The 24,723-nt window shown below is 58.7% G+C and carries 22 protein-coding genes; 6 read left to right on the top strand and 16 right to left on the bottom strand.

The window, feature by feature from the left end:
- Window position 1: 1 nt before the first annotated feature.
- Window positions 2–4,960 carry an alpha-2-macroglobulin family protein gene (locus tag ACT3IC_RS15400; RefSeq protein WP_473478057.1) on the bottom strand — a complete coding sequence of 1,653 codons (4,959 nt, stop codon included), beginning with the start codon at window positions 4,958–4,960 and terminating at the stop codon, window positions 2–4.
- A 285-nt stretch (window positions 4,961–5,245) separates the two neighbouring features.
- On the opposite strand from ACT3IC_RS15400, the gene ACT3IC_RS15395 reads away from it, so the two are divergent.
- The 4 genes from ACT3IC_RS15395 (at window position 5,246) to ACT3IC_RS15380 (ending at window position 9,874) form a co-directional block, all read left to right on the top strand.
- Window positions 5,246–6,790, top strand: coding sequence for a PTS transporter subunit EIIC (locus ACT3IC_RS15395; protein WP_159340076.1), 1,545 nt, complete (start codon window positions 5,246–5,248; stop codon window positions 6,788–6,790).
- A gap of 11 nt (window positions 6,791–6,801) precedes the next feature.
- The gene (locus ACT3IC_RS15390) at window positions 6,802–8,169 is read left to right on the top strand and encodes a 6-phospho-alpha-glucosidase (RefSeq protein ID WP_290527484.1); all 1,368 of its coding nucleotides are present in this window, start codon (window positions 6,802–6,804) and stop codon (window positions 8,167–8,169) included.
- An 89-nt stretch (window positions 8,170–8,258) separates the two neighbouring features.
- Window positions 8,259–9,104, top strand: a complete 846-nt coding sequence (gene sseA / locus ACT3IC_RS15385; protein WP_156655031.1) for a 3-mercaptopyruvate sulfurtransferase — start codon at window positions 8,259–8,261, stop codon at window positions 9,102–9,104.
- Complete coding sequence (locus ACT3IC_RS15380) at window positions 9,104–9,874, top strand: MurR/RpiR family transcriptional regulator (RefSeq protein ID WP_156239569.1); 771 nt, start codon at window positions 9,104–9,106, stop codon at window positions 9,872–9,874. Before sseA ends, ACT3IC_RS15380 begins: the two co-directional genes overlap by 1 nt.
- Before the next feature lie 17 nt (window positions 9,875–9,891).
- Here the strand turns inward: ACT3IC_RS15380 and sseB are convergent, their stop codons facing one another.
- The 11 genes from sseB to trmJ all read right to left on the bottom strand — a co-directional run bounded on the left by sseB (window position 9,892) and on the right by trmJ (window position 18,647).
- Window positions 9,892–10,668 (bottom strand): enhanced serine sensitivity protein SseB, encoded by a 777-nt coding sequence (gene sseB, locus ACT3IC_RS15375; protein WP_103180718.1) that lies wholly within the window; start codon window positions 10,666–10,668, stop codon window positions 9,892–9,894.
- A 96-nt stretch (window positions 10,669–10,764) separates the two neighbouring features.
- The gene (gene pepB / locus ACT3IC_RS15370; protein ID WP_473478053.1) at window positions 10,765–12,051 is read right to left on the bottom strand and encodes an aminopeptidase PepB; all 1,287 of its coding nucleotides are present in this window, start codon (window positions 12,049–12,051) and stop codon (window positions 10,765–10,767) included.
- 59 nt (window positions 12,052–12,110) lie between these two features.
- A complete protein-coding gene (gene iscX, locus ACT3IC_RS15365; RefSeq protein ID WP_032613119.1) occupies window positions 12,111–12,311 on the bottom strand; it encodes a Fe-S cluster assembly protein IscX in 201 nt (66 codons plus the stop codon).
- A 1-nt stretch (window position 12,312) separates the two neighbouring features.
- Window positions 12,313–12,648 carry an ISC system 2Fe-2S type ferredoxin gene (gene fdx / locus ACT3IC_RS15360; RefSeq protein ID WP_039029728.1) on the bottom strand — a complete coding sequence of 112 codons (336 nt, stop codon included), beginning with the start codon at window positions 12,646–12,648 and terminating at the stop codon, window positions 12,313–12,315.
- A gap of 1 nt (window position 12,649) precedes the next feature.
- On the bottom strand, window positions 12,650–14,500 hold the full coding sequence (hscA, locus tag ACT3IC_RS15355; RefSeq protein ID WP_156239575.1) for a Fe-S protein assembly chaperone HscA: 1,851 nt from the start codon (window positions 14,498–14,500) through the stop codon (window positions 12,650–12,652).
- Window positions 14,501–14,514: 14 nt separating this feature from the next.
- Window positions 14,515–15,030, bottom strand: a complete 516-nt coding sequence (gene hscB, locus ACT3IC_RS15350; protein WP_156655033.1) for a co-chaperone HscB — start codon at window positions 15,028–15,030, stop codon at window positions 14,515–14,517.
- Window positions 15,031–15,107: 77 nt separating this feature from the next.
- The gene (gene iscA / locus ACT3IC_RS15345) at window positions 15,108–15,431 is read right to left on the bottom strand and encodes an iron-sulfur cluster assembly protein IscA (protein WP_103180721.1); all 324 of its coding nucleotides are present in this window, start codon (window positions 15,429–15,431) and stop codon (window positions 15,108–15,110) included.
- A 15-nt stretch (window positions 15,432–15,446) separates the two neighbouring features.
- The gene (iscU, locus tag ACT3IC_RS15340) at window positions 15,447–15,833 is read right to left on the bottom strand and encodes a Fe-S cluster assembly scaffold IscU (protein WP_004866383.1); all 387 of its coding nucleotides are present in this window, start codon (window positions 15,831–15,833) and stop codon (window positions 15,447–15,449) included.
- A 23-nt stretch (window positions 15,834–15,856) separates the two neighbouring features.
- Window positions 15,857–17,071, bottom strand: a complete 1,215-nt coding sequence (gene iscS, locus ACT3IC_RS15335; protein WP_103180722.1) for a cysteine desulfurase — start codon at window positions 17,069–17,071, stop codon at window positions 15,857–15,859.
- A gap of 116 nt (window positions 17,072–17,187) precedes the next feature.
- Window positions 17,188–17,679: a Fe-S cluster assembly transcriptional regulator IscR gene (iscR, locus tag ACT3IC_RS15330; protein WP_103180723.1), complete on the bottom strand. Its 492-nt coding sequence runs from the start codon at window positions 17,677–17,679 to the stop codon at window positions 17,188–17,190.
- A gap of 239 nt (window positions 17,680–17,918) precedes the next feature.
- Window positions 17,919–18,647, bottom strand: coding sequence for a tRNA (cytosine(32)/uridine(32)-2'-O)-methyltransferase TrmJ (gene trmJ / locus ACT3IC_RS15325; protein WP_103180724.1), 729 nt, complete (start codon window positions 18,645–18,647; stop codon window positions 17,919–17,921).
- A gap of 124 nt (window positions 18,648–18,771) precedes the next feature.
- Between trmJ and suhB the strand changes: the two genes are divergently transcribed.
- A complete protein-coding gene (gene suhB / locus ACT3IC_RS15320) occupies window positions 18,772–19,578 on the top strand; it encodes an inositol-1-monophosphatase (protein ID WP_103180726.1) in 807 nt (268 codons plus the stop codon).
- A gap of 69 nt (window positions 19,579–19,647) precedes the next feature.
- On the opposite strand, the gene ACT3IC_RS15315 is transcribed toward suhB, so the two are convergent.
- From ACT3IC_RS15315 to ACT3IC_RS15305, 3 genes are all read right to left on the bottom strand, one after another.
- On the bottom strand, window positions 19,648–20,313 hold the full coding sequence (locus ACT3IC_RS15315; protein ID WP_473478045.1) for a hypothetical protein: 666 nt from the start codon (window positions 20,311–20,313) through the stop codon (window positions 19,648–19,650).
- Between the two features lie 223 nt (window positions 20,314–20,536).
- Window positions 20,537–21,502 (bottom strand): nickel/cobalt transporter, encoded by a 966-nt coding sequence (locus tag ACT3IC_RS15310; protein WP_103180728.1) that lies wholly within the window; start codon window positions 21,500–21,502, stop codon window positions 20,537–20,539.
- Window positions 21,493–22,131, bottom strand: a complete 639-nt coding sequence (locus ACT3IC_RS15305; protein ID WP_103180729.1) for a DUF1007 family protein — start codon at window positions 22,129–22,131, stop codon at window positions 21,493–21,495. The genes ACT3IC_RS15310 and ACT3IC_RS15305 overlap by 10 nt, the downstream gene beginning before the upstream one ends.
- 123 nt (window positions 22,132–22,254) lie before the next feature.
- Here ACT3IC_RS15305 and csiE point away from each other — a divergent pair, with 123 nt between their 5' ends.
- Window positions 22,255–23,532, top strand: a complete 1,278-nt coding sequence (gene csiE / locus ACT3IC_RS15300) for a stationary phase inducible protein CsiE (protein WP_103180730.1) — start codon at window positions 22,255–22,257, stop codon at window positions 23,530–23,532.
- Here the strand turns inward: csiE and ACT3IC_RS15295 are convergent.
- Window positions 23,529–24,665, bottom strand: coding sequence for a 3-phenylpropionate MFS transporter (locus ACT3IC_RS15295; protein WP_103180731.1), 1,137 nt, complete (start codon window positions 24,663–24,665; stop codon window positions 23,529–23,531). The genes csiE and ACT3IC_RS15295 overlap by 4 nt on opposite strands.
- Between the last annotated feature and the right edge of the window lie 58 nt (window positions 24,666–24,723).

The raw sequence follows: 24,723 nt of genomic DNA, 5'->3' as shown, positions 1-24,723 counted from the left end.
GTTACGGAACGACAGTTAGCGGGCCGCTGGCCGCACCCGTTGCCCGCCACTGCGGTACGTACATGGATTCCACCATCGGTACCGGCACCGTGTAGGTTCCCGGGGTGACGGCACGGGCCAGATAGACCAGCGTCACTGTCTCATAATTTTTCACCGACACGGCGGCGACAAAGCGATCGTCGCGGAACTCCATATGCTGGATATCCGCCTGCTGCATCTGGTTGAGCAGGTTTTGTACCTCGCTGCCGCTCTCCTGCAGGCTGGCGCTGCTGCTGGCGAGGTTCTGGTTTTCCAGCTCCAGCCCCGCAGGCAGCAGATCCACCACCAGCGCATCCGGCACGTTCTTGCTGGCACGCACGGTCAGCCAGACCAGAACCAGCTCCCCGCTTTTCAGGGAGGAGAGCGACTTGCTGCTGCCATCGGTGGCCAGAATCTGCCGTTCAATTTTCAGCACGTTCGAGGCGGGCTGCGGCGCGTATTGTGGGTAGCCGCTGCTGTCCAGACGCACCCACAGCGGTGCAGTGCCGGTATTGGTCACCTGCAGGGCGGCCAGTTGATCGGCATTAAGATTTTGCACCTGCGGTTTGTCTCCCCGCATATTGCCTTCTTTAAACGACGTGGTGGCCTGCCACTCTCCGGTGAGTTTCTGTACGGAACGCCCCGCCAGGAACAGAGCGTTACTCTCCTGCGTTGAGAGCCAGCGCTGGCTGTACGCCTGCTCAGAAAGCACATTCAGCAGCGTATTCTGAGCGTTCGGCAGCAGTTTGTACTCTTCCAGCAGGCTGAGCATCATCGCGTTATCGCGAAGCGGGCTACCGTAATCGGCCAGCCAGCTTTGCGTTTCGCTGCGCGGCGTTTTGATTGCCAGATCGAGCGCCTGCTGGCTGCGCGGCGCATCCCCCATCAGCTTCAGCGCCAGGCCAAGCTGCATCAGCGGCAGGCCCGATTTGGCCTGACCATGACGATCCCAGATTTCACGCAGCGCCCCCAGCGGCGCTTTTTGCTGACGAGCCAGCACCAGCGCGGCATAGGCCTGGATGGCAAATTTGCTGGCGGTGGTGTTCTCGCTGTAGCGGACAGCCATCATGCCCGGGTCCTGCAGATAGCGCAGCAGGCGGTTGTTGGCGTTGGTAATGGCCTCAGCCGGGACGCTGTAACCCTGCTCGCCCGCCCGCACCAGGAAATCAGTGACGTAGGCGGTGAGCCAGTACTCTTCCTCACCGTTTTTATCCCACAGGGCAAAGCCACCGTTGTCACGCTGCATCTGCAGCAGGCGGGAGATACCGATCTCAATAGCCGCGCGACGTTTTTCGTCGCTGTCACCCTTAATCCCTAACGCGCTCAGCTGGGCGGCATTGGTATACAGAGACGGGAAGAGACCGCTGGTGGTCTGTTCCAGACAGCCATACGGATAGGCCTGCAGCTCACGAATGTAGCGGGCCAGGTTGAGCGGCGGCTTGCCGCTGAGCAGAAGCTGCCCCTGTAAGGTCACCGGCGAGAAATTCGCCAGGTGCTGTTCCGGCGCATGCCAGCTTTCGCCCGGATTGAGCATCGTGCCGGTGTTCACCGTCTGCGCCGGGAATGCCGGGCGCACGCCGATTTTCCAGCTCTTCTGCTGCGGGGCAAAGGTTTCGCCGGGCAGCGTCAAGCCGTTTACCTGCGCGACGATTTCGCCCTCGCCGTAACCCTCCAGCGCCCGCACCGGAATAAACAGCGTCGAGCGTTCACCCGCGGCCAGTGTAACCGGCTGCGGCTGGGCCCCTTCCAGCGCCAGATTACCGCCAGCGGTCAGGGCGACGTTCAGGGTCTGCGGACGATCGGTGAGGTTAGTCAGATCCAGCGTCAGCCTGGCGCTATCGCCGCTGGCCAGGAAGCGCGGTGTGTTTAGCTCGGTGATCACCGGTGCGGCAACGATGATTTTGCTCTCGCTACTGCCAAAATCATCATCGGTCCAGGCCTGGGCCATCAGACGCAGCTCGCCGTTAAAGTCGCCAATGGGTAACGAGACGGTGCCCTCCCCGTTGGCGTCCAGCTCTACCGGCTGCGCCTGCTGGGCGATAATGGTGACGTGGTTAACCGGCGGTTTGCCGCCGCGCTTGAGCTCATCGCCGTCGCCGCCAAAGCGCAGCGACGCCAGACGCCCCTGGCCTTCAATCACCTGCCCGTAGATATCGTAGATGTCCGCGCCATAGCGCTTCTGGCCAAAGAACGCCTGCCACGGATCCGGGGTGACGTAATCGGTAATGTTGAGTACGCCGCTGTCCACCGCCGAAACCAGCACGTTAACTTTCTGCGGGGTCGTCCCCTCTTTCACGCTGGCTTTCACTTTCACCGTCAGCATCTGGTCAGGACGCATTTTGGGCGGATTTTCCAGGGCGATGCTCAGGCGACGGTTCTCATCGCCCATCGGCAGATGCAGCAAGCCCACAGCCCGTTTTGGCGTGGCCGATTTGGATTTATCGCCGGGGCGAACCACCAGCGTGGAGAGGTAAAGATCGTGACGTTTCCAGGCTTTATCTACCGGGATCGTCATATCCAGCCCTTCAGCCGGGACGTCGATCTCTTTCCACCACAGCGGCCCTTCGCTGGATTCGATCATCGCGTAGCCTTTACCTGCCGCCGGGGCGGCAATGTGCAGCTTGATGGTATCCCCTGGCTGATAGGCCGGTTTGTCCAGCTTCAGGGTGACGCGATCCGGTCGCGCCGCGCCGGAGCCGTCGCTGTTATCCTGCCAGCTGTAGCCCGCCCAGAAGCGCACGCTGCTCACCGCCTCATCCGGGGCTTTCACCTCCAGACGGTAGGAGCCCCACTCCACCGGGAAGCTCACTTTCCCCGTTTCGCCCGCGGCCAGATCCAGCGCCTGCTCGCCTTCGATCAGATCTTTTTGATCAAACTGCGACTGCCAGCCGTCACTTTCCGACCAGGTCCAGGCGTAGTCCCGACGTTCGCGGATCAGGCGAACCTGCAGACCAGAAACGGCTTTTTTCGCCCCGCTGGCATCAGCGTAGACAATATCGAATCCGGCCTGGCTGTTCTCCTCCACAATCGGCTGGTTGACGGTGGTATCGGTGCGGTAGTCATAGACCGCTTTGCTGGCGAACTGCGGACGGATGCCCGGCAGGGTGGCCGCTGGCCAGACGGCCTGTTCCGCCCGGCGGGTCACCGGACGTCCGCCGGACTCCAGCAGGCTGGCCTGCAAAATAACCTGCAGCGGGGAGTGCGTCTCTTTCCACTGGCTTTCGCTGGTCACCTGACCCTGCCCTTGTTCGTCCAGGGTCAGCTGCACTTCGTCGAGGCTGCGGCTCAGGTTCTCTTCGGCGATATCGCCAAACTGGAAGCCCGGCAGTGCGGCCACGGCGTCACGCAGCGGGCGTAAAAAGAGCTGTCCTTGCAGGCTGTTGCCGTTGGCGGGAGCGCCGTACAGGTAATACCCCGTCACGTCGAACGCGACATCATCCTGCGGCGCAACCGGCGCTTTTTGCCCGGTAAGATTCAGCGCCATGCGCTCTGGCATAAAATCTTCGACGTGGAAATCCCACATCCGCTGCTGGTTATCGCCGGTACTGGCGCGCACATGCCACATGCCGGTCTGCGCCCCGCTATCAAGGGGATAGTTAAAGCGATAGAGACCGTTTTCCGGCTGGCTGACCACGGTACGTGCCACCTGGCCGTCCGGGCGTAATACCTCCAGCTTCACCGGCTGGTCGGGCAGCGGTTTGCCGTCGCTGTCGCGCAGCAGGCCGTTGAGGATCAACGTTTCGCCCGGGCGATAGAGATCGCGCGGACCAAACATAAAGAACTGCTTGTTCAGGCCTGGCGCGCCGGAGATGGCAAACTCCGCCAGATCCAGCGCCGGAAGGGTGAGATCCAAAAGCGTGGTCTGCCCATCTTTACGGGCGAGAAGCAGCGCGGCCGCTTTATCTGTTTGCAACGTCGCGTGACCGTCGGCATCGCTCGACGCCTGGGCCAGCGTTTGCCCTTTATCGTTAAGCAGCAGCACCTCAATGCCCGACTGCGCCGCGCCGTTCTCCAGGCTCTGGGTAAAGATATCCAGTCGGTTATGGTAGCGGTGGGCGGAGAGACCAATATCGCTGAGGGTAAAGAGCGTGGCGGCGTTGCTGTAGTTATAGTGCCCGGCCTGATTCATCACCGCGATGTAGACCCCCGCCTGCTGTAGCGGCTTGATCTCCGCCAGCGGCAGCAGCAGTTTCTCGCGGGTATTGCGCGCCGGGTTAAGGTCGAAGCGGCCGGTATAGACCAGATCGGCCATCTTCAGCAGGTTGTCAGATTCCCAGTTGGTAAGCGAACTGCGGTACTCCCACTGGCTGACGAACGCGGCCAGGGACTCGGGTTTGACCCGGTAGAAATTCACATCGACGTTGTTTACGTTCAGCGCCATTACCGGCAACCCTTCTACCACCTTGCCCGGCAGCAGCGAGCCGCGGCTGGCGAAGCCCACGGTCGGCTCAATATCGCGGGTGGTGATGGTTTTTTCGATATCGCTGCCCAGCGTGGCTTTATTCAGCCCAAGCAGCGCGCCCTCGACGGTGACCACCAGATTCCGGTTTGGCTCCAGATGGCGCAGGCGCAGCTCCTTCAGGTTAGGCGCCAGCTCCCATGCCCCATCAACCTTGCCGCTTTTTTTGTCCACCACGTGCACGGTGCGGGCGAAATCCTGGGCGGGATCGAGGGGAACCGAGAAGGTCAGCACCAGGGCTGCCGCGCCGTCGAGCTGGAGCTCTGAAGCATCCAGCAGGGTCAGCGCCTTGCCCTGGCTCTGCGCTGCCAGTTTTTCCAGCGTGGCGCCGTCAGGCTTCGCCGGGACAGTCGGTTGTGTGGTGGATGCAGCCGCCGCAGCGGGCGCCTGGGGTTTGGGCTTATCGTCACTGTTGTCACAGCCGATAAGCGCCAGTGAAGTGAGCAGCGCTAATGAAAGTGCGGCGAAGCGAAACGGTTTCATCCTTTATCCCTGGCCTCTCGGGCCTGTTGGTCGTCGTCGGGGTAAGTATTATCCGCAAGTTTCATTAATACAAAAGCACTCAATCCAATTACGGACAGCACCTCGCAAAATAATTATCAGCATTAAAAATTCCGCTGCTACGGCGATCACAGCGCATAAGGTTACATGTAACCTTTAACGTCATTTGTTTTTAAAACAAGAAGATATATGGATAAACCGGCGTTCCCACTGCTAGTTTTACTCTCAGACGCACCTTGAGTGCGCGGTTCAATAAGAGAGAACATGATGAAACGAGCCGTGAACGCCCTACAAAATTTCGGAAAATCATTATACGGACCGGTACTTATCCTGCCGATTGTCGGTCTGTTTATTGCCTTTGGAAACGTGCTGGGTAACGGTGGTCTTGCCGGCTATCTGCCATTCCTCGGCCATCCACTGATCCAGAGTATTGGCCAGCTGATCGCCAAATCCGCCGTCTCGGTGCTGGTTAACCTCGCGCTGGTGTTCGCCGTGGGGATTCCCATTGGTCTGGCAACACGTGACAAAGGTTACGCGGCGCTGATTGGTCTGATGACCTTTGTGGTGTTTATCAACGCCATGAACGTCACGCTGCAACTGCAGGGCGCGCTGGCCCCTGCGGAGCAGATGAAAGCCGCCGGACAGAGCATGGTGCTGGGGGTACAGGTGCTGGAGATGGGCGTGTTCGCCGGGATCCTCACCGGGGCGCTGTCGGGCTACCTGTATAACAAATACTCCGGGGTGCAGTTTAACGGCGCCATGGCAATCTACTCCGGCCACTGCTTTGTCGCCATTATTATGCTGCCGGTTTCAATGCTGCTGGGGGTGGTGATGAGCGAGCTGTGGCCGTTTGCCCAGCACGGGATCAGCACGATGGCCTTAGCAATAAAAGGTTCCGGACCGTTTGGGGTGGCGATTTACGGCTTCCTTGAGCGCATCCTGGTGCCGACCGGCCTGCACCATCTGGTTTATACCCCCTTCCTCTATACCGAACTGGGCGGTACCCAGGAGGTCTGCGGCGCTACCTACCAGGGCGCGCGTAATATCTACTTCGCCGAGATGGCCTGCCCGGATGTGAAGCAGCTCAGCAGCACCGTGGTCTGGGATGCTCGCGGTATCAGCAAGATGTTTGGCCTGCCTGCCGCCGCGCTGGCGATGTATGTCACCGCGAAACCGGAGCGTAAAGCCGCGGCGAAAGCGATTCTGATCCCGGCGGCGCTCACCTCGTTGCTGGTGGGCGTGACCGAACCCATTGAGTTCTCCTTCCTGTTTGTCGCCCCGCTGCTGTTTGTGGTGCATGCGGTGCTGACCGGGATTGGCATGATGCTCTTCTCCCTGTTCGGCGTTCACGCCATCGGCGCCAATGGCATCATCGATTTTATTCTCTATAACCTGCCGCTGGGCACGGAGAAGTCTAACTGGCCGATGTACATCGTGGTCGGGCTGATCATGTTCACCGTCTACTTCGTTGTCTTCCGCTTCCTGATCCTGCATTTCCGCATGAAAACGCCGGGACGCGAGGAGGAAGATCAGGAGACCCGTCTGTACAGCAAGCAGGAGTATCAGGCGAAGGGCAGCAATAATGGCCTGGGCGAGGCGATTGTGGTCGGCCTCGGCGGACGTGAAAACATCGAGGTAGTGGACAACTGCTACACCCGCCTGCGCGTCACGGTGAAAGATGTCGCCGTCATCGACGAGCCGCGGCTCAAGGCGACGGGCGCGAAAGGCATTATCAAACAAGGTAACAACGTTCAGGTGGTCTACGGGCTGCATGTCAAAAAAATGCGAGAAGCGGTCGAGACGGTTCTCTGAAGGAGATAAACATGATTACACCCCCATTCATTCTCTCTATCGCCGGTGGTGGCAGCACCTATACGCCAGGAATTGTGAAAAGCCTGATGGTGCAGCTGGACAAATTCCCGCTGGCGGAAATTCGCCTCTACGACATCGACGCCGCGCGGCAGGATACCATCGCGCCGGTGGTGGAGAAGGTGATTCGCGATCACAGTCAGAGCATCAAATTCACCGTCACCAGCGACCCGGAAGTGGCCTTCAGCGGTGCCCATTTCATCTTCGCCCAGATGCGCGTGGGTCAGTACAAAATGCGCGAGCAGGATGAGAAGATCCCGCTGCGTCACGGCGTGGTTGGCCAGGAGACCTGCGGCCCGGGCGGGCTGGCGTATGGCTTACGCACGATCCTGCCGATGGTTGAACTGATCGACATGGTCGAGCGCTATGCGCATGAAAAAGCGTGGATCGTTAACTACTCCAACCCGGCGGCCATCGTCGCAGAGGGTGTGCGCCGCCTGCGACCTGACGCCCGGGTGCTGAACATCTGCGATATGCCGGTCGCGGCGATGCGCAATATGGGGGCCATTCTGGGCGTGGATCGTCACAAGCTGGAGGTGGATTACTTCGGTCTGAACCACTTCGGCTGGTTTACCCGCGTGCTGGTGGATGGCGAGGACAAACTGCCGGAGCTGCGCCGCCATGTCGCCAGATTTGGCCTGCTGACGGAAGATGCGGCTAAAACCGACCCGCAGCACTCCGATCCATCCTGGGTGAAAACCTGGCGCAACATCAAGCCGATCATGGATAACTTCCCGGAGTATCTGCCGAACCCCTATCTGCAGTACTACCTGATGCCAAACCAGATCGTGGAGCACCAGAACCCGGACTATACCCGCGCCAACGAAGTGATGAACGGTCGCGAGAAAAAGCTGTTTGCGGCTGCGGAAGAGTATAAACAGACCGGGATCCTGCCGGATGCGTTCCACGTGGGGGTACACGGCGAGTTTATCGTGGATGTGGCCCGCTCGCTGGCGTTCAACCTGCGTCAGCGCCATCTGGTGATGGTAGAAAACCGCGGGGCGATTACTAATCTGCCGTATGACGCCATGGTTGAAGTGCCGGCCTATATCACAAGCGAAGGGCCAGAGCCGATCCGCATCGGCCAGGTGCCGCTGTTCCACCAGACCCTGCTGCAACAACAGCTGGCCTCGGAGCAGCTGCTGGTAGAGGCCACCATCGAAGGCAGCTACGAGAAAGCGTTGCAGGCGTTCACCCTGAACCGCACCGTGCCAACCATGGAGCATGCCAAAGCCATTCTGGACGAGATGATCGAAGCTAACCGTGAATACTGGCCTGCATTGCAGAAAGCGTGGCAGGACGGAGAAGCGGTGAAAAAATAAGGGCTTGCTCGCGAGTTGAACGTGGTTCCCTTGTCGGTGTCAGAAAAAACACCGACAATCCATTATTGGATTCATTTATGGAGGCAACCATGTCCACCTCATATTTTGTCGCAGCCGACTGGCTGATTGAGCACAGTGACGATCCTGAAGTCCAGATCCTCGACGCGCGCATGGCGCCGCCGGGGCAGGAGCATCGTGACGTTCCCGCGGAATACCGCGCCGGGCATCTGCCGGGGGCGGTATTTTTTGATATTGAAGCCCTCTCCGATCACACCTCTCCCCTGCCGCACATGATGCCGCGCCCGGAAGCGTTTGCGGTCGCCATGCGCGAGCTGGGCGTCAGCCACGATAAGCATCTGGTGATTTATGATGAAGGGAATCTCTTCTCCGCACCACGGGCGTGGTGGATGCTGAAAACCTTCGGCGTGGAAAAAGTGTCGATTCTGGCGGGCGGGCTTGCGGGCTGGCAGCGGGCGGAGCTCCCGCTCCAGCAGGGCGATGTTTCCCTGCCGGACAGCGATTTTGAAGCCACCTTCGACGCCGGGGCGATCAAGCGCGTCACCGACGTGCTGCTGGCGAGCCACGAACAGACCGTACAGATTGTCGATGCCCGCCCTGCCCCGCGCTTTAACGCCGAGGCCGACGAGCCGCGCCCTGGCCTTAAGCGCGGCCATATCCCAGGCGCACGTAACGTGCCCTGGGGCGATCTGGTGTTTGAAGGCGAGCTGAAAACCACCGATGAGCTGCGTGAGATTTTTGCCCGTCAGGGTGTGGATCTGCATCAGCCCATCGTCACCAGCTGCGGCTCGGGCGTCACCGCCTGTGTGGTGATCCTGGCGCTGGCTACCCTCGGCAAAACCGACGTGACGCTCTACGACGGGGCGTGGAGTGAATGGGGTGCCCGGGACGATCTGCCGGTTGAACCGGCGCAGTAATGGATAACCGCCTGGCGACATTGTTATCGCGCGGGGAGACCCTGACCCGCGCGGAATATCGCGTGCTGGCCCATCTGACCGGGCATCCACTGCTGGTGGGTCAGATCACGGTGCGGGAGCTGGCGCAGGCGACCTTTGTCTCTACCGCCACCATTATGCGCCTCTGCCGCAAGCTGGGGTTTAGCGGCTTTAGCGAGTTCATCTGGCACTGCAAGCAGCTATTGAGCGACACGCCGCACATTGCCGCCGAAAGCCGTCAGCCTGCGGAGTTGCCCGCGCTGTTCAATCAGTTTATCGCCAACTATCAGCAGACCTTTCAGTGGGCGACGGCGCAAAAGCGCCACTATTTTGCCGAACTGCTGCGGGAAAAAGAGAGCTTCTTTCTCTACGGGGCGGGCTTTTCCTATCTTTTTGCCGAGTACCTGACCAAAAAATTGCAGGTGCTGGGCAAGACGGCCTTTATCTCCGGCCCGGGCGACAGCCGTAATATCTTTCTCAGCAACGCCTCGCGCTATCAGGTCTTCATCGCAGTCTCGCGCAGCGGGGAAACGGAACAGGTTCTGGATAAGGCGCGCATTGCGCAAAACGTGGGGATGACGGTGGTGGCTTTTACCCGCGCGTCGGCGAATAGCCTGGCGGGGATGGCGGATCTGCATTTTGCTTTGTACGACGAAGCGGTGCATTTCGCCGCCGAAGCCGCAGGGGTGACCTCGTTTGAGTCGAACCTGGTGCTGCTGATGGATTTACTGCTGCTGGAAGCAACGGGGTGAGTGCCACCCCGTAAGATTCAGATAATGCGGTTGTTTTTGAAATCGCGCAGGAAGCCACCCCAGCGGCGCTCATAGAACGGCGTGATGTGCTCGGTGATAAAGTGGCTGATGCCCTTCTCCCCCGCCACTACCCGGCAGATATCGATCGGCTCGTCGCCCGGCAGGGTGTCGGTCGCCACGCTGCCCGCGGCCTGAATGATGTCGTCGATCTCGCCATCCGCCTCGATACCAATCAGCAGTACCGGCTGTTCGTCAGCCTGCTCTTTGATGGAGCAGAGAAACGCGCGCTTAACCGGCTTGAGGGTCTGGAAAAGGGTGGTCAGGGAGTCGATCATCTGCGCCGGTGGCTCGGCCACTTCCGACAGCAGCAGCGACTCGCCGCCCTCCAGCACCTCCTGGGTGCTAAGCGGGTTGCCCTCTTCGCCAATCAGATGGCTGATTTCACGCGGGGTGAACTCTTTCCCGGTCGGCAGTTTGGCATTCAGAAACAGGGTTTCGCCCAGCGTCATCTCAAACAGTGTGCGCACCGGCATCACCACGAACGCCTGCTCATCTTCAACGGCTTGCTGTAAGGCCTCAAGGGAGGAGAAGAACGGGATCACCGAGGTGCCGTCGTCTTTTTCCCAGTGCAGCAGATCCAGGGCGCTGTCCTCAACAACCTGCTCGCCTTCCGCCGCCGTACCGGGCACCCAGACGGTGGACTCCAGCAGCGCGCGGAAGAATGCCGGACGATGGGCGGGCTCGGTGGCCGCTTTCTCCAGCAGGGTTTCTAATTCGTTTTTGGTTTCTGACATAGTTTCACTACTTCAAAAAACGCCGGGTGGCGCTTTGCTTACCCGGCCTACAACACCCGTAGGCCCGTGCAAGCGCAGCGCCGCCGGGCAAGCTAATTACTCTGCCGTCAGCAGGTTCGCAATGGTACGCACGCCCAGACCGGTCGCACCCGCGGACCACTGTTCAACCGCCGCTTTACGGTAGGTCGCGGAGCAGTCGATGTGCAGCCAGCCTTCGCGATAGTTCTCGACAAAGTGCGACAGGAAACCGGCGGCGGTGCTTGCCCCTGCCGGATAGGCCGCGCTGGCGGTATTGTTCAGTTCGGCAAAGTTCGACGGCAGCTGGCTGCGGTGGAACTCGGCCAGCGGCAGACGCCAGAACGGCTCGTTCTCGGCGGCGGCGCTCGCCAGCAGGCGGTTTGCCAGCTTATCGTCGAAGCTGAACAGCGCGTGGTAGTCGTTGCCCAGCGCGGTTTTCGCCGCCCCGGTCAGGGTCGCCATGTCGATAATCAGCTCTGGTTTTTGCGCCGAGGCATCGATCAGCCCATCCGCCAGCACCAGACGGCCTTCGGCGTCGGTATTCATCACTTCAACGTTTTTGCCGTTGCGGTAGCGAATGATGTCGCCCAGCTTAAAGGCGTTACCGCTGACCATGTTGTCGGCGCAGCAGAGCCAGAGCTTCACGCGTTTGTTCAGACCGCGGGTGATGGCAAAGGCCAGCGCACCGGTGATGGTCGCCGCGCCGCCCATGTCGGACTTCATGGAGTCCATGAACGCGCTCTGCTTCAGGCTATAGCCGCCGGTGTCAAAGGTAATGCCCTTCCCGACCAGGCAGGCGAATACCGGGGCCGCTTTATCGCCGGTTGGGTTGTAGTCCAGCGCCAGCAGCACCGGCGGGCGCTCAGAGCCGCGACCCACGGTGTGGATGCCCATATAGTTCTGCTCGCGCAGATCTTCGCCTTTGGTGATGCGGTAAGAGACGTTTTCGCCCGCCACCTTGCTCAGCAGATCGACAGCACGCTGCGCCAGCTGCTCCGGACCCAGCTCTTCCGCCGGGGCGTTGATGGTGTCGCGCACCCAGTCGATAATGGTCAGACGGCTTTCCAGCTCGCGCTTGCTGGCTTCGTCCAGATTAGCCCACTCAATTTTACGGCTGCCTTTTGGCCCTTTATAACCGGCCCAGAAGGCCCAGCTACGATCGGTGTCCCAGCCTTCGCCGTCGAGTAACACATGTTTAATGCCCAGGCCGTCAATTTTACGCGCCGCGCGCTGGATCAGGCCTAAATCGTCGCTGCCGTTCAGGTGCAGGGTAATACCGTCGTTGTTGATGCTGTAAGTGGCTTTTTCACCCCAGCGCGCATCGGCAGGCTGAGTAGAGAGCGTAATCTTCATCGCTTCGGTCATTTTATTTTTCCTTATTAGCAACAAGCAAACGGGCCGCCTGAAGGCAGCCCGTTACGTTTTTATTCTGCTTCGTCCAGCCAGACTAACAGAATCGCCTCCAGAATTTTTTCATTGGATGCGTTGGGATCGTCGTCAAACTCTTCCAGATCGCAAATCCACTGATGCATATCGGTGAAGCGTACGGTCTTCGGATCGAGATCCGGGTTGGCGTCGTACAGCGCCTCGCCGATTTCACGGCTGTCTGTCCACTTCAGTCCCATATTAATGCTCGCGTGCGTGGTTAAGCGTATAACGCGGAAGTTCGACCACCAGATCTTCATCGGTGACGCGCGCCTGACAGCTCAGACGGCTTTCCGGCTCCAGACCCCATGCTTTATCCAGCATGTCGTCTTCATCTTCTGTGCTCTCCGCAAGAGAGTCAAACCCCTCGCGGACGATGCAGTGGCAGGTTGTGCAGGCACAGGATTTTTCACAGGCGTGTTCCACTTCAATACCGTTACGCAGGGCAACGTTAAGGATGGTTTCGCCGGTCTCAGCTTCCAGAACTGCGCCATCCGGACAGAGGTCCGCATGTGGCAGAAAAACAATCTTTGGCATATTAAACCTCGTCCACGGAGTGGCCTTTCAGCGCGGTACGGACAGACTGGTCCATACGACGAGCGGCAAACTCCTGGGTTTGTTTATCAACGTTTTTAATCGCTTGTTCTATGGCGTCAGCATCATTGCCTTCGGCCACCGCAATCAACTGTGCGACGGCATCGTCAATGGCCTGACGTTCAGCGGCGCTTAGCAGCGCGGCATCAGCAGTGAGTGCGCTGTTCAGGCTTTCCAGCACGCGTGCGGCTTCGACTTTCTGTTCGGCCAGCATACGCGCCTTCACATCCTGCTCAGCAAAACTCATTGAGTCCTGAATCATGGTGGCGATCTCATTATCGGTCAGACCGTAGGACGGTTTCACCTGAATGGAGGATTCGACACCGGTCGATTTTTCCATCGCCGTGACGCTCAGCAGGCCGTCCGCATCCACCTGGAAGGTCACGCGGATGTGCGCCCCGCCTGCAGGCAGCGCCGGAATGCCGCGCAGGGCGAAACGCGCCAGCGAACGGCAGTCCTGAACCAGCTCGCGCTCACCCTGCAGCACGTGGATCGACATTGCAGTCTGGCCATCTTTAAAGGTGGTGAACTCCTGCGCGCGGGCCACCGGAATGGTGGTGTTACGCGGGATCACTTTCTCCACCAGGCCGCCCATGGTTTCTAACCCGAGGGAGAGCGGGATGACATCCAGCAGCAGCATTTCGCTGTCCGGCTTGTTGCCGACCAGAATATCGGCCTGGATAGCGGCGCCGATAGCGACCACTTTATCCGGATCGATAGAGGTTAATGGCGTGCGGCCAAAGAACTCGCCCACGCGCTCACGCACCAGCGGCACACGGGTTGAACCGCCGACCATCACCACCTCCAGCACCTCTTCGGCTTCCACGCCCGCATCTTTCAGCGCGCGGCGGCAGGCCAGCAGAGTGCGTTTCACCAGCGGGGCAATCAGTTCATTGAACTGCTCGCGGCTGATGTCGCCTTTCCAGCCCGCCACCTCAACGGTCACGGAGGAGGCATCGCTGAGGGCGATTTTGGCGGCAATGGCCGCATCCAGCAGCTCGCGCTGGACGCGCAGGTCGCTGCGATCGGCAATCCCCGCCTGCTCGCGGATGTGATCCGCCAGCAGATGGTCGAAGTCGTCACCGCCGAGGGCAGAGTCGCCGCCGGTCGCCAGCACTTCAAACACCCCTCGGCTCAGGCGCAGGATGGAGATATCAAAAGTCCCGCCGCCGAGATCGAATACCGCGATCACCCCTTCCTGGCCAGAGTCGAGACCATAGGCAATGGCGGCCGCGGTCGGCTCGTTGAGCAGACGCAGCACATGCAGGCCCGCCAGACGCGCGGCATCTTTGGTGCCCTGACGCTGGGCGTCATCGAAATAGGCCGGCACGGTGATCACCACGCCATCCAGCTCGCCTGAAAGGGTCGCGGTGGCGCGGGCGGCCAGCGCCTTGAGAATATCGGCAGAGACGCGGATCGGGTTCAGTAACCCTGCGGCAGTGGCGATCATCGGCAGGCCATTTTCACTTGCCTGCAGCTGATACGGCAGATGGGGATAACGGTTCTGGATATCCGCCAGCGAGCGGCCCATCATGCGTTTTACCGAGCTGATGGTGTTGGCAGGATCCTGCGCGGCATTGGCGCGGGCATCGAAGCCCACGCTGTGGCCCTGAGGCTGATAGTGGACCACAGAAGGCAACAGATGTTGACCCTGCGCATCCGCCAGCGTCTCAGCCTGGCCGCTGCGCACGGTCGCCACCAGCGAGTTTGTGGTGCCTAAGTCGATGCCCACCGCCAGACGACGCTGGTGCGGTGCGGCACTTAAACCAGGCTCACTAATTTGTAATAAGGCCATAATCGCTTCCGAAATTAAAAATCGAGCAGCTTTTCTTCGAGTTGTTCAGCACTGCTTCGCAGTTTATCGAGAAAACGCAGCTTGCGAACGCTGTCCGCTGCCACATCCCACGTCTCGTTATTCAATTGGTTAACCATCTGCTGATGGCGGGTATCGAACATCCCTTTTACGCGCTTGATAAAGCGCTCCAGACGGGCTTCGTCTTTGGCCTGTTCAATCTCATCCAGCTCTTCACGCAGCTCCAGCTGTTCCATCAGGAATGCGGTGTCGCGGACGGTGTGTTGCTCACTGGAGAGATCAAACCCGTGACGCGAAAGCAGATATTCTGCCCGGCTCAGCGGATTGCGCAGGGTTTGCCACGCCTGATTGATGGTCGCAGAGTGCTGCACCGCCGCCAGTTGTTCCGCCTGCGTACCGCTGGCGAATTTATCCGGGTGATACTGACGTTGCAGATCCTGGAAACGGGCCGCCAGCGCCTGAGTATCAATTTCATACCCGGCTGGTAACCCAAAGAGGGTGAAGTAATCCATAACAATCTCAGGGTTAGCTGATTAAAGCAAACCCCACACACAGCCTGGCTGCGGTGGGGTTAACAGGTGATGCGCAATTATACGTGGAAGCTTTCGCCGCAGCCGCACTCGTCTTTCACGTTCGGGTTGGTGAACTTAAACCCTTCGTTAAGACCTTCTTTAACAAAGTCCAGCTGAGTGCCGTTCAGGAACTGCAGGCTTTTACCATCGACCACCACCTTCACGCCTTTGTCTTCGAACACGGTGTCTTCCGCCGCAGGTTCGTCAACAAATTCCAGTACATACGCCATACCGGAACAACCGGAGGTGCGTACACCCAGTCGGAGGCCAAAGCCTTTGCCACGGTTTGCCAGGAAGGCGCTTACTCGCGCGGCAGCGCTGTCGCTAAGGGTAATCGACATAACAACCTCAACTAATTATTTTGCTTCACGTTTGCTTTTGTAATCCGCAATTGCGGCTTTGATCGCATCTTCCGCCAGGATAGAGCAGTGAATTTTCACCGGCGGCAGTTCGAGTTCGTCAGCAATATCGGTATTTTTAATCGCCTGCGCTTCGTCCAGAGACTTGCCTTTCACCCACTCGGTAACCAGGGAGCTCGACGCGATTGCGGAACCGCAACCGTAGGTCTTGAAGCGCGCGTCTTCAATGATACCTTCATTGTTGACTTTAATCTGCAACTTCATCACGTCGCCACACGCTGGTGCACCCACCATGCCGCTGCCCACGCTGTCGTCGCTGTTGTCGAAGGAGCCCACGTTACGTGGATTCTCGTAATGATCGATAACTTTTTCGCTGTATGCCATGCTGAATTCTCCTTACAAACCGATTAGTGATGTGACCATTCAATGCTGTTCAGATCCACGCCTTCTTTGTACATTTCCCACAGTGGAGAAAGATCACGCAGACGGCCAATGGAGTTGCGAACCAGTTGGATGGTGTAGTCAATCTCTTCATCGGTAGTAAAACGACCTAAAGAGAAGCGGATAGAGCTGTGTGCCAGTTCGTCGGTCATGCCCAGCGCACGCAGTACGTAGGACGGCTCCAGGCTTGCGGAAGTACACGCAGAACCGGAAGAGACGGCCAGGTCTTTCAGGGCCATGATCAGCGACTCGCCTTCAACATAGTTGAAGCTGACGTTGAGGATATTTGGTGCGCCCTGCTCGAGATCGCCGTTCAGGTAGACCTCTTCCATATCCTTCACGCCTTCCCACAGACGGTTGCGCAGCGTACGCAGGCGCGCCATCTCGGTTTCCATCTCTTCTTTGGCGATACGGTAAGCTTCACCCATGCCCACGATCTGGTGAACAGGCAGCGTACCGGAACGCATGCCGCGCTCGTGACCACCGCCGTGCATCTGGGATTCGATGCGGATACGTGGCTTACGACGCACGTACAGCGCGCCGATACCTTTCGGGCCGTAGATTTTATGGCCGGAGAAGGACATCAGGTCCACTTTCAGCTGGCTCAGATCGATAGGCAATTTGCCCACGCTCTGGGTCGCATCCACGTGATAGATAATGCCGCGCGCACGGCACAGCTCGCCGATTGTCGCGATATCCTGCACCACGCCGATTTCGTTGTTAACGTGCATGATGGAGACCAGAATGGTGTCGTCACGCATTGCCGCTTCGAGCTCTTTCAGGTCGATGATACCGTTGCGCTGCGGAGCGAGGTAGGTTACTTCAAATCCTTCACGCTCCAGCTGACGGCAGGTATCCAGTACGGCTTTGTGTTCAGTTTTGCTGGTGATAATGTGCTTGCCTTTTTTCTGGTAGAAATTAGCGGCACCTTTAATCGCCAGGTTATCGGATTCGGTTGCGCCAGAGGTGAAAACAATTTCACGCGGGTCGGCACCAACCAGCTCGGCAATCTGGTTACGGGCGATATCTACCGCCTCTTCAGCATGCCAGCCAAAACGGTGTGAACGGGAAGCTGGGTTACCAAAGTTTCCGTCCAGGGTCAGACACTGCATCATTTTCTCGGCAACACGCGGGTCCACCGGCGTGGTTGCGGAGTAGTCGAGATAAATCGGTAATTTCATTGCTCTATAAACTCCGTACATCGCTTCAATGCAAGGAATCAGGCAACCGGCTGGATGTACGACCGAGTACACGGGGCGTTACGCCCCGGCCTGATTCTGAAATACTTATCTTTTTATTACGCGCGTAATTTGACGTCGATAGCGTCCTGCGCGCGGGTATTACGATGGGAATCGTGGCTGTGCTGACGGCCTGATACATCCAGAACTTCCTGGTTATTTACCAGCTCACCGAGGGTGATATTGTTCAGGAAACCGGTCAGACGGTCGCTCAGATCGCGCCACAGCGCGTGCGTCAGGCATTTGTCGCCGCCCTGACAGCCGCCTTTACCCTGGCAACGGGTCGCGTCGACGGATTCGTCAACTGCGCTAATCACTTCACCAACCGCAATACTGCCCGCGTCTTTACCTAACAGATAACCACCGCCAGGACCGCGAACGCTGGAAACCAGGCCATTTTTACGCAGTCGGGAAAAAAGCTGTTCCAGATAAGAGAGGGAGATTCCCTGACGTTCAGAAATATCAGCCAATGGAACCGGGCCCGCTTCGGAGTTGAGCGCAACGTCCAGCATCGCGGTCACGGCATAACGCCCTTTAGATGTCAGTCTCATGTCTTACTTAACCTCAAACTCGCCCCTGCCCGGGGTTTTTTATTGTAAAGTGGGGGTATTGCATAGCAGGGCCAAGTCTGACATTCCTGACTAAAATGGTCAACTATTTACTTGACTGATTTAGTCAGGTATTTAACCTTCTGTGCGCTCATCAGTTTTTGCCCGGCGGCGCTTCGCTTGCACGGGCGTACGGTTTTCGTAGGCCGGGTAAGCGCAGCGCCACCCGGCGCCACACCGCACTACTCTTTATTCTTCTGCTCAATCGACGCCAGAATACCGCGCAGGATGTTCAGCTCCTGGCTCTCCGGACGGGCGCGAGTAAAGAGGCGGCGCAGACGATTCATCACCTGACCCGGATGACCGGCGCGGATAAAGCCGGTGGCGAGCAGGGTCTGCTCCAGATGGCCGTAGAACCGCTCCAGATCGTCCACCAGCGGATAAGGCGTCTCTTCCTGCGCGGCGGGAACATCTTTTTCCTGGGTTGCCAGCCAGGCCATACGCACCTCATAGGCGATGACCTGCACGGCCATGGCCAGGTTCAGCGAGCTGTACTCCGGGTTGGCGGCAATGGCGACGTGATAGTGACACTTCTGCAGCTCATCGTTGGTCAGCCCCACGCGCTCACGGCCAAACACCAGCGCCACCGGCGCATGCTGGCCTTCGCTGATGCTTTTCAGCCCGCATTCACGCGGGTCGAGCATCGGCCACGGCAGGGTGCGGGAACGCGCGCTGGTACCCACCACAAGGCTACAACCCGCTAAGGCTTCATCCAGGGTATCGACGATCTGGGCATTGCCAATCACGTCGCTGGCCCCTGCCGCGAGGGCAATGGCCTGGGAGTCGGGTTTGACCAGCGGGTTAACCAGCCAGAGATTGGTTAAGCCCATGGTTTTCATAGCGCGGGCTACGGAGCCCATGTTGCCGGTATGCGATGTTTCGACCAGCACGATTCGGATATTTTGCAGCATAATTTTTCTGAGTATGGAGAATATTCGATGATGTTATCATAAACGGAAGACATATTCCGATCCCGCTGCTATACTCTGCGCCGTTTTCGTTTCCCCGTTCTTTAACATCCAGTGAGAGTAACCGATGCAACATCCTATGTTGACCATCGCCGTGCGCGCAGCGCGCAAGGCGGGTAATGTAATTGCCAAACACTACGAAACACCCGATTCCGTAGAAACCAGCCAGAAAGGCAGCAATGACTTTGTGACCAACGTTGATAAAGCGGCAGAAGCTGTAATTATCGACACCATTCGCAAATCTTACCCGCAGCACACCATCATCACCGAAGAAAGCGGTGAGCATGAGGGCGAAGATCAGGATGTTCAATGGGTTATTGATCCACTGGATGGCACCACCAACTTCGTTAAACGTCTCCCACACTTCGCTGTTTCTATCGCTGTACGCATCAAAGGCCGTACCGAAGTGGCCGTGGTTTACGATCCAATGCGTAACGAACTCTTCACCGCCACCCGCGGTCAGGGCGCACAGCTGAACGGCTACCGTCTGCGCGGCACTAACGCTCGCGACCTCGACGGCACCATCCTGGCGACCGGCTTCCCGTTCAAAGCCAAACAGCACGCCCCTGCGTACATGAAAATTCTGGGCAAACTGTTCACCGAGTGCGCCGACTTCCGCCGTACCGGCTCCGCTGCGCTGGACCTGGCTTATGTTGCCGCTGGCCGCGTTGATGGTTACTTCGAGATTGGCCTCAAGCCGTGGGACTTCGCCGCTGGCGAACTGATCGCGCGTGAAGCGGGTGCGCTGGTGTGTGATTTCACCGGTGGCCACAACTACATGCTGTCTGGCAACATCGTTGCGGGTAACCCACGCGTGGTAAAAGCCATGCTGGCGAACATGCGTGACGAACTGAGCGAAGCGCTGAAGCGTTAATCTCAGCAGGCGGGTGAAGATCTTTCACCCGCCTCTTTTCCTGCCCTGCCCGCCCCAGACAATTAACGATTACTGCAGCAGTGACAGCAGTATACGAATGAAGGTATTGGTGACCATCGCCAGCACCGCCATGCCGTTAAACAGCGCAAAATACCGCCACCCTTTTTGACACCGCGCCTCCCCCAGCCACTGATGCAGCAGACAGGCGATACCGCCCGTCGCCAGTCTGGCTAACAGCACGCCAATCATGGTGGGGACGAATAGCAGCCATCCTGTCAGGATCAAATCATGCTCCCGCGCCCCCAGCACTAGCCACACGATTTGTGAAGGCATATAGAAGCTCAGCGCGAAAATGAGCGGCAGCCGAATATTGCTCCGGGGACCTTCAGCGCTTTTCCGCCAGCACAAGGCATCGCGAACCAGCAACACACCCAGTACCAGCGTGGCGAAATAGCAGACGTAGTTGAACGCTGCGACAAAGCGCAGCAATACCTCGTGGGAGAGATTCTGCGTAAATCCGATGCGCCAGAAAACAATGACAAAAAAACCGCCCTGCAGGATCCAGCTGCGCACTATCCAGTCAAAGAATTGCCTGGCCGAAGGCTGGTTATGCAGCATCCAGGCGACGAGAGGTATTTTGCTGTAGCCGGGATGCAGAAAAGCCAGCACAAAACCGGCCACCAGCAGCTTGCCGTACATGGCGAGCGGAAGCGTGTCGATGCTGGTTTGCCCCATACCGATAAGAAAATAGAGGGTGGAATAGATGCGGGGGAGATCTTCAGGCCGACAGCAGGCCGGACCCGGCGGCTAACCAGAGATTGCGTGTTGAAACAGTAGTATTATGATCGGTCATCGTGACTCCTTGTCATGACCCCAAAGCAAAGCTGCAAACTAAAACATCCCTGTCGAAGCGACAATCATGTCCCGCCATTTTGGGATTTTTGCCCGGCCGGGACGACTAAAACGGCCTCAGCCCCCTGCCCACCGGCACCGCGCTCAGCCACATGATGACCGCCGCCGCCAGCAACACCACACCGCCCGCTAATGCCAGCGTCGTCCATCCGACCTGTCGCCACAGCACCGGCGTTTTATTGCCGCTGAGCCTGACCGCCAGATGGCGAAAGCCGTGCACCAGCAGTGCCAGCGAAGAGATGGTTAACCCCGTTCCCGCCGCCATCGCCAGCGCCGAGGCCACACCCCAGCTGAATACGCCGATTACCTTACTGAACAGCAGCACCATAATGGCCCCGGAACAGGGCCGCATCCCCATCGACAGAATAATCATCAGCCGCGTCCGCCAGTCGTCCGCGCCCTGCATCTGCCCCGGCGTGGGCAGATGTTGATGGCCGCAGCCGCAGTTTGCGTCGTGGACGTGATGCGGGGTAAAGGCTTTGAAGGTCGGTTTGCGCAGCAAGGCGCGCAGTTTTTTCAGCGCCCGCCAGCAGAGCATAATCCCCAGCACGCCCACCAGGGCGTAGCTGCCCTTCTCCAGCCAGAAGCTACTCATGTGCAGATCCCGCGCCGGGAGCCGCAGCAGCATTAATACCCCCACCACCAGGGCGATCGCCACGCCCCCCTGTAATAAAGAGGAGGCCAGGGTTAAGCCGATGCTCGATTTCAGTTTTGAGGGGTGGGTCGCAAGCCAGGTGGTGATAACAATTTTGCCATGTCCCGGCCCCAGCGCGTGCAGCACGCCATAGAGGAAGCTGAAGATCAGCAGTGACCCGCCTGCTGCCGTCGGGTTATCGGCCACCGCTTTCAACAAACCGCTCATCTGCTGGTTGACCTCCCGCTGCCAGAGAATGCTCTGGCGCATCACCTGCGGCCACGCCTGCCATAACCACACGGCTCCCGCCGCCGCCACAACGAGGAACAGCGCCAGCGGCCAGAGATCCCACCCACGTCGCGCGCGCATTACTGACATTGTAAGGTCACCGTCTGGGCAAACTGTTTGCCGAGATTCATATCTTCCGGCGGGGCATCATCTTTATCCAGCGAGCTGGCAAAGTTGAGCGTCTCATCGCTGGGCTCCGGGGTATCGATAGTGAGGGCGCATTGACTTTTCAGGCCGTCAGGCAGCGTCACGTCACTATCCTCTGCATAGCTCATGTCGACGTAATAAGAGGGATCGAAGGTCGAGAAGGTGTACTTTTGTCCGGCCAGCGGCTGGGGCTCCGCCAGCGGCAGGATAAATGTCAGCACCGCCTGGTGATCAATGCGGCTCATACCGTACTGAGTGGGGCGGTTAAGAAATTTCACCTTCTCCCCGTTATGCCAGAACTCGGTAAAGTAGTGCTGGCCGAGCACGTTGGCCATGACCTCCGCCGCCAGCTTTTTCCAGATTTCATCCCCGGGCTTTGCGTTCCCGGCATCATAAAGCAGATCGGCGGATGTTAGCTCGTCCATTACCCAGCGCATTTTCAGGCCGGTGACCTGCTCATCCTTCACCATGATTTGCGTTTTCAGGGTGATAAAGCTGTGAGGGTGCGCGACGGCGGAAAAAGACAAAACCGCCAAAAAAAGCGCAGTTGCGCTGCGTTTAACTATTTGCATCTCATCCTCACGTCAAAAATTCTGTGATGTTCACCCGCATTCCTGAAGGAAAGCCCGGCATCCCGTGCTATGGCGTACATCCTTTAGCTATTCTTATCAAACACACTCACTGGAACCCGACAGATGATGACGACTCTCGAAATGCCATCTGCACTTTCCAGTTCGCAGCGCCGCTGCCAGGTTCTGTTGATGCTCTATGTGCCAGGCTTTCGCGCCACTCTGCAAAGCATCGGGGAAATCAATGGTGTCGATGATGCCCTCTGCCGGCAGGATATCGACGAGATGCGCATGGAGATCCAGCGCTATCACCAGCTCGACATTGCGACACAGCATGATGGCTGCTACCTGCTGGAAGGTAGCCACCTTAATCAACGCTTATGCCTGCTGCACTGGTTGCGCCGGGCGTTACGCCTCTGCCCCCACTTCATCGCGCAGCAGTTTACCCCATCTCTGAAGATCGCGCTAAAGCAGCTCGGCATCGCCCGCACGTTATATGACGACACTAACCTGCAGGCGCTGGTCAATTTCTGTTCCCGCCGACTGCAACGGCAGTTTGAATGCCGTGACGCGCAGTTTTTACAGCTCTACCTGCAATACTGCCTGCTCCAGCACCATCTGGGCCAGACGCCGCAGTTTACAGTGGTTCAGCGTAACTGGACCCAGTCGCGTAACGAATATCTGATGGCGCAGGAGATTGTACGCCACTGGCAGCGTCGCGTGGTGCAGGTACCCCACGCGGATGAACAGCTGTTTCTGGCTCTGCTGTTTATGATGTTGCGTACCCCCGATCCGCTGCGCGATGCGCACCAGGAAGATGAACGCCTGCGCCACGCCATTACCCGGATGATCGACCGCTTCCGGGAACAAACGGGGATGCATTTCAGTGACGAGCAGGGACTGACCGCTCAGCTCTATATCCACCTTGCCCAGGCGCTGGACCGCTCGCTGTTTGGCATTGGCATCGACAACAGCCTGCCGGAGGAGATCCACCGCCTCTATCCGCGCCTGATGCGTACCACCCGGGAGGTGCTGTTTGAGCTGGAGTCCGAATTCGGCCTGCGGTTCTCCGAGGAGGAGGCGAGCCTGGTGGCGGTGATCTTTGGCGCCTGGCTGATGCAGGAGACCGATCTGCATGAAAAGCAGGTGGTGTTGCTGACCGGTGAGGATAAAGCGTGCGAGGAGCTGATTGAACAGCAGCTCCGGGAACTGACCCTGCTGCCGCTGAACATTCGCTATGTGACGCTACAGTCTTTTCAGAAGGAGGGTGCCCCGCGCGAAGCGGCCCTGGTGGTCACACCTTACACCACCGCCCTGCCGCTGTTCTCGCCGCCGCTTATCCATGCCGTCGAGGCGTTGAATGCGCAGCAGCAGGAACATATTCGCGCCATGCTGGAAACTTAGCGCACTGCCACGCGCGGACGCAGCAGAACCGCGGGCAGCGCCACCAGCGCCATCACCCAGAAGACCCCGTGACCCAGATGCTGGTAAAGGAAACCGGCAAACACGGTCATGATGGCAATACTGCCCCCCATCGCCACGGCGGAGTAGACCGCCTGCAGGCGGATCACGTCGCTGCCTTCGCGCGCCGCGATATAGCGCATCGCCGCCAGGTGGCACACCGTAAAGGTGCCGCAGTGCAGGATCTGCGCCACAATCAGCCACGGCAGCTCCGTGGTCCAGCCCATCAGACCCCAGCGTACAATCCCGCAGAGGGCCGATAACAGCAGCAGGTCCCGGGCGCTGAAGCGGCGAAACAGCCTGTTGCTGAGAGCAAAGATAATCACTTCCGCTACCACGCCCAGCGACCAGAGATAGCCGACAGCGGAGGCTGAATACCCGGCTCCCTGCCAGTAGATAGCGCTGAAGCCATAGTAGGCGGCATGCGCCCCCTGCAGCAGACAGACGCAGGCCAGAAAACGCCAGCTCTGGGCGACAAGCGATCGCCAGGCGGGCCAGCCTGCGCTCTCCTGCTGACGGCTCTCCCCCTGCGGCATCACCGAAGGACGCAACAGCATACCGAGCAGCATCGACAGGATCCCCACGCTTAGCAGCGCCAGAATCGCGCGATAGTCGTAAAGGCTCACCAGTTTGCCCACCAGCGCCGAGCCAATCACAAAGGCAATCGAGCCCCACAGCCGCACCCGGCCATAGTCCATAGTGATCTGCTTTTGCCAGGTATTGGCGAGCGCGTCGGTCAGCGGAACCAGCGGCGAGAAGAAGAGGTTAAAGCCCACCATCACCACCATCAGCCAGGCAAACTGCTGGCTGACCCAGAAACCGGCCATAAACACCAGGGTGAGCAGCGCCAGCACGCGTACGGCTTTGATTAACAGGGAGGGATCGCTGACGCGCGGCGCAATAAGCAGGCTACCGAGAAAACGTGCCACCAGGCCCGAGCCCAGCAGAAGGCCAATCATCTCCGGCGTAAGGCCAATTCCCTTGAGCCAGACGCTCCAGAAAGGCAGAAAAATACCGTAGCTAAAAAAGTAGGTGAAGTAGCTGAGCGCCAGCCAGCGTGTGGAATGCAAAACCATGAATCCCTCCCGTTTTGGAGGCGATAGTCTGGCGGCAAAAACGGGCTGGCGCAAGGGA

The organism is Leclercia sp. GHBNCSD, assembly GCF_055805075.1.
Note: the sequence above shows the minus strand (reverse complement) of the source record. Positions and strands in the feature narration are given on the sequence as shown.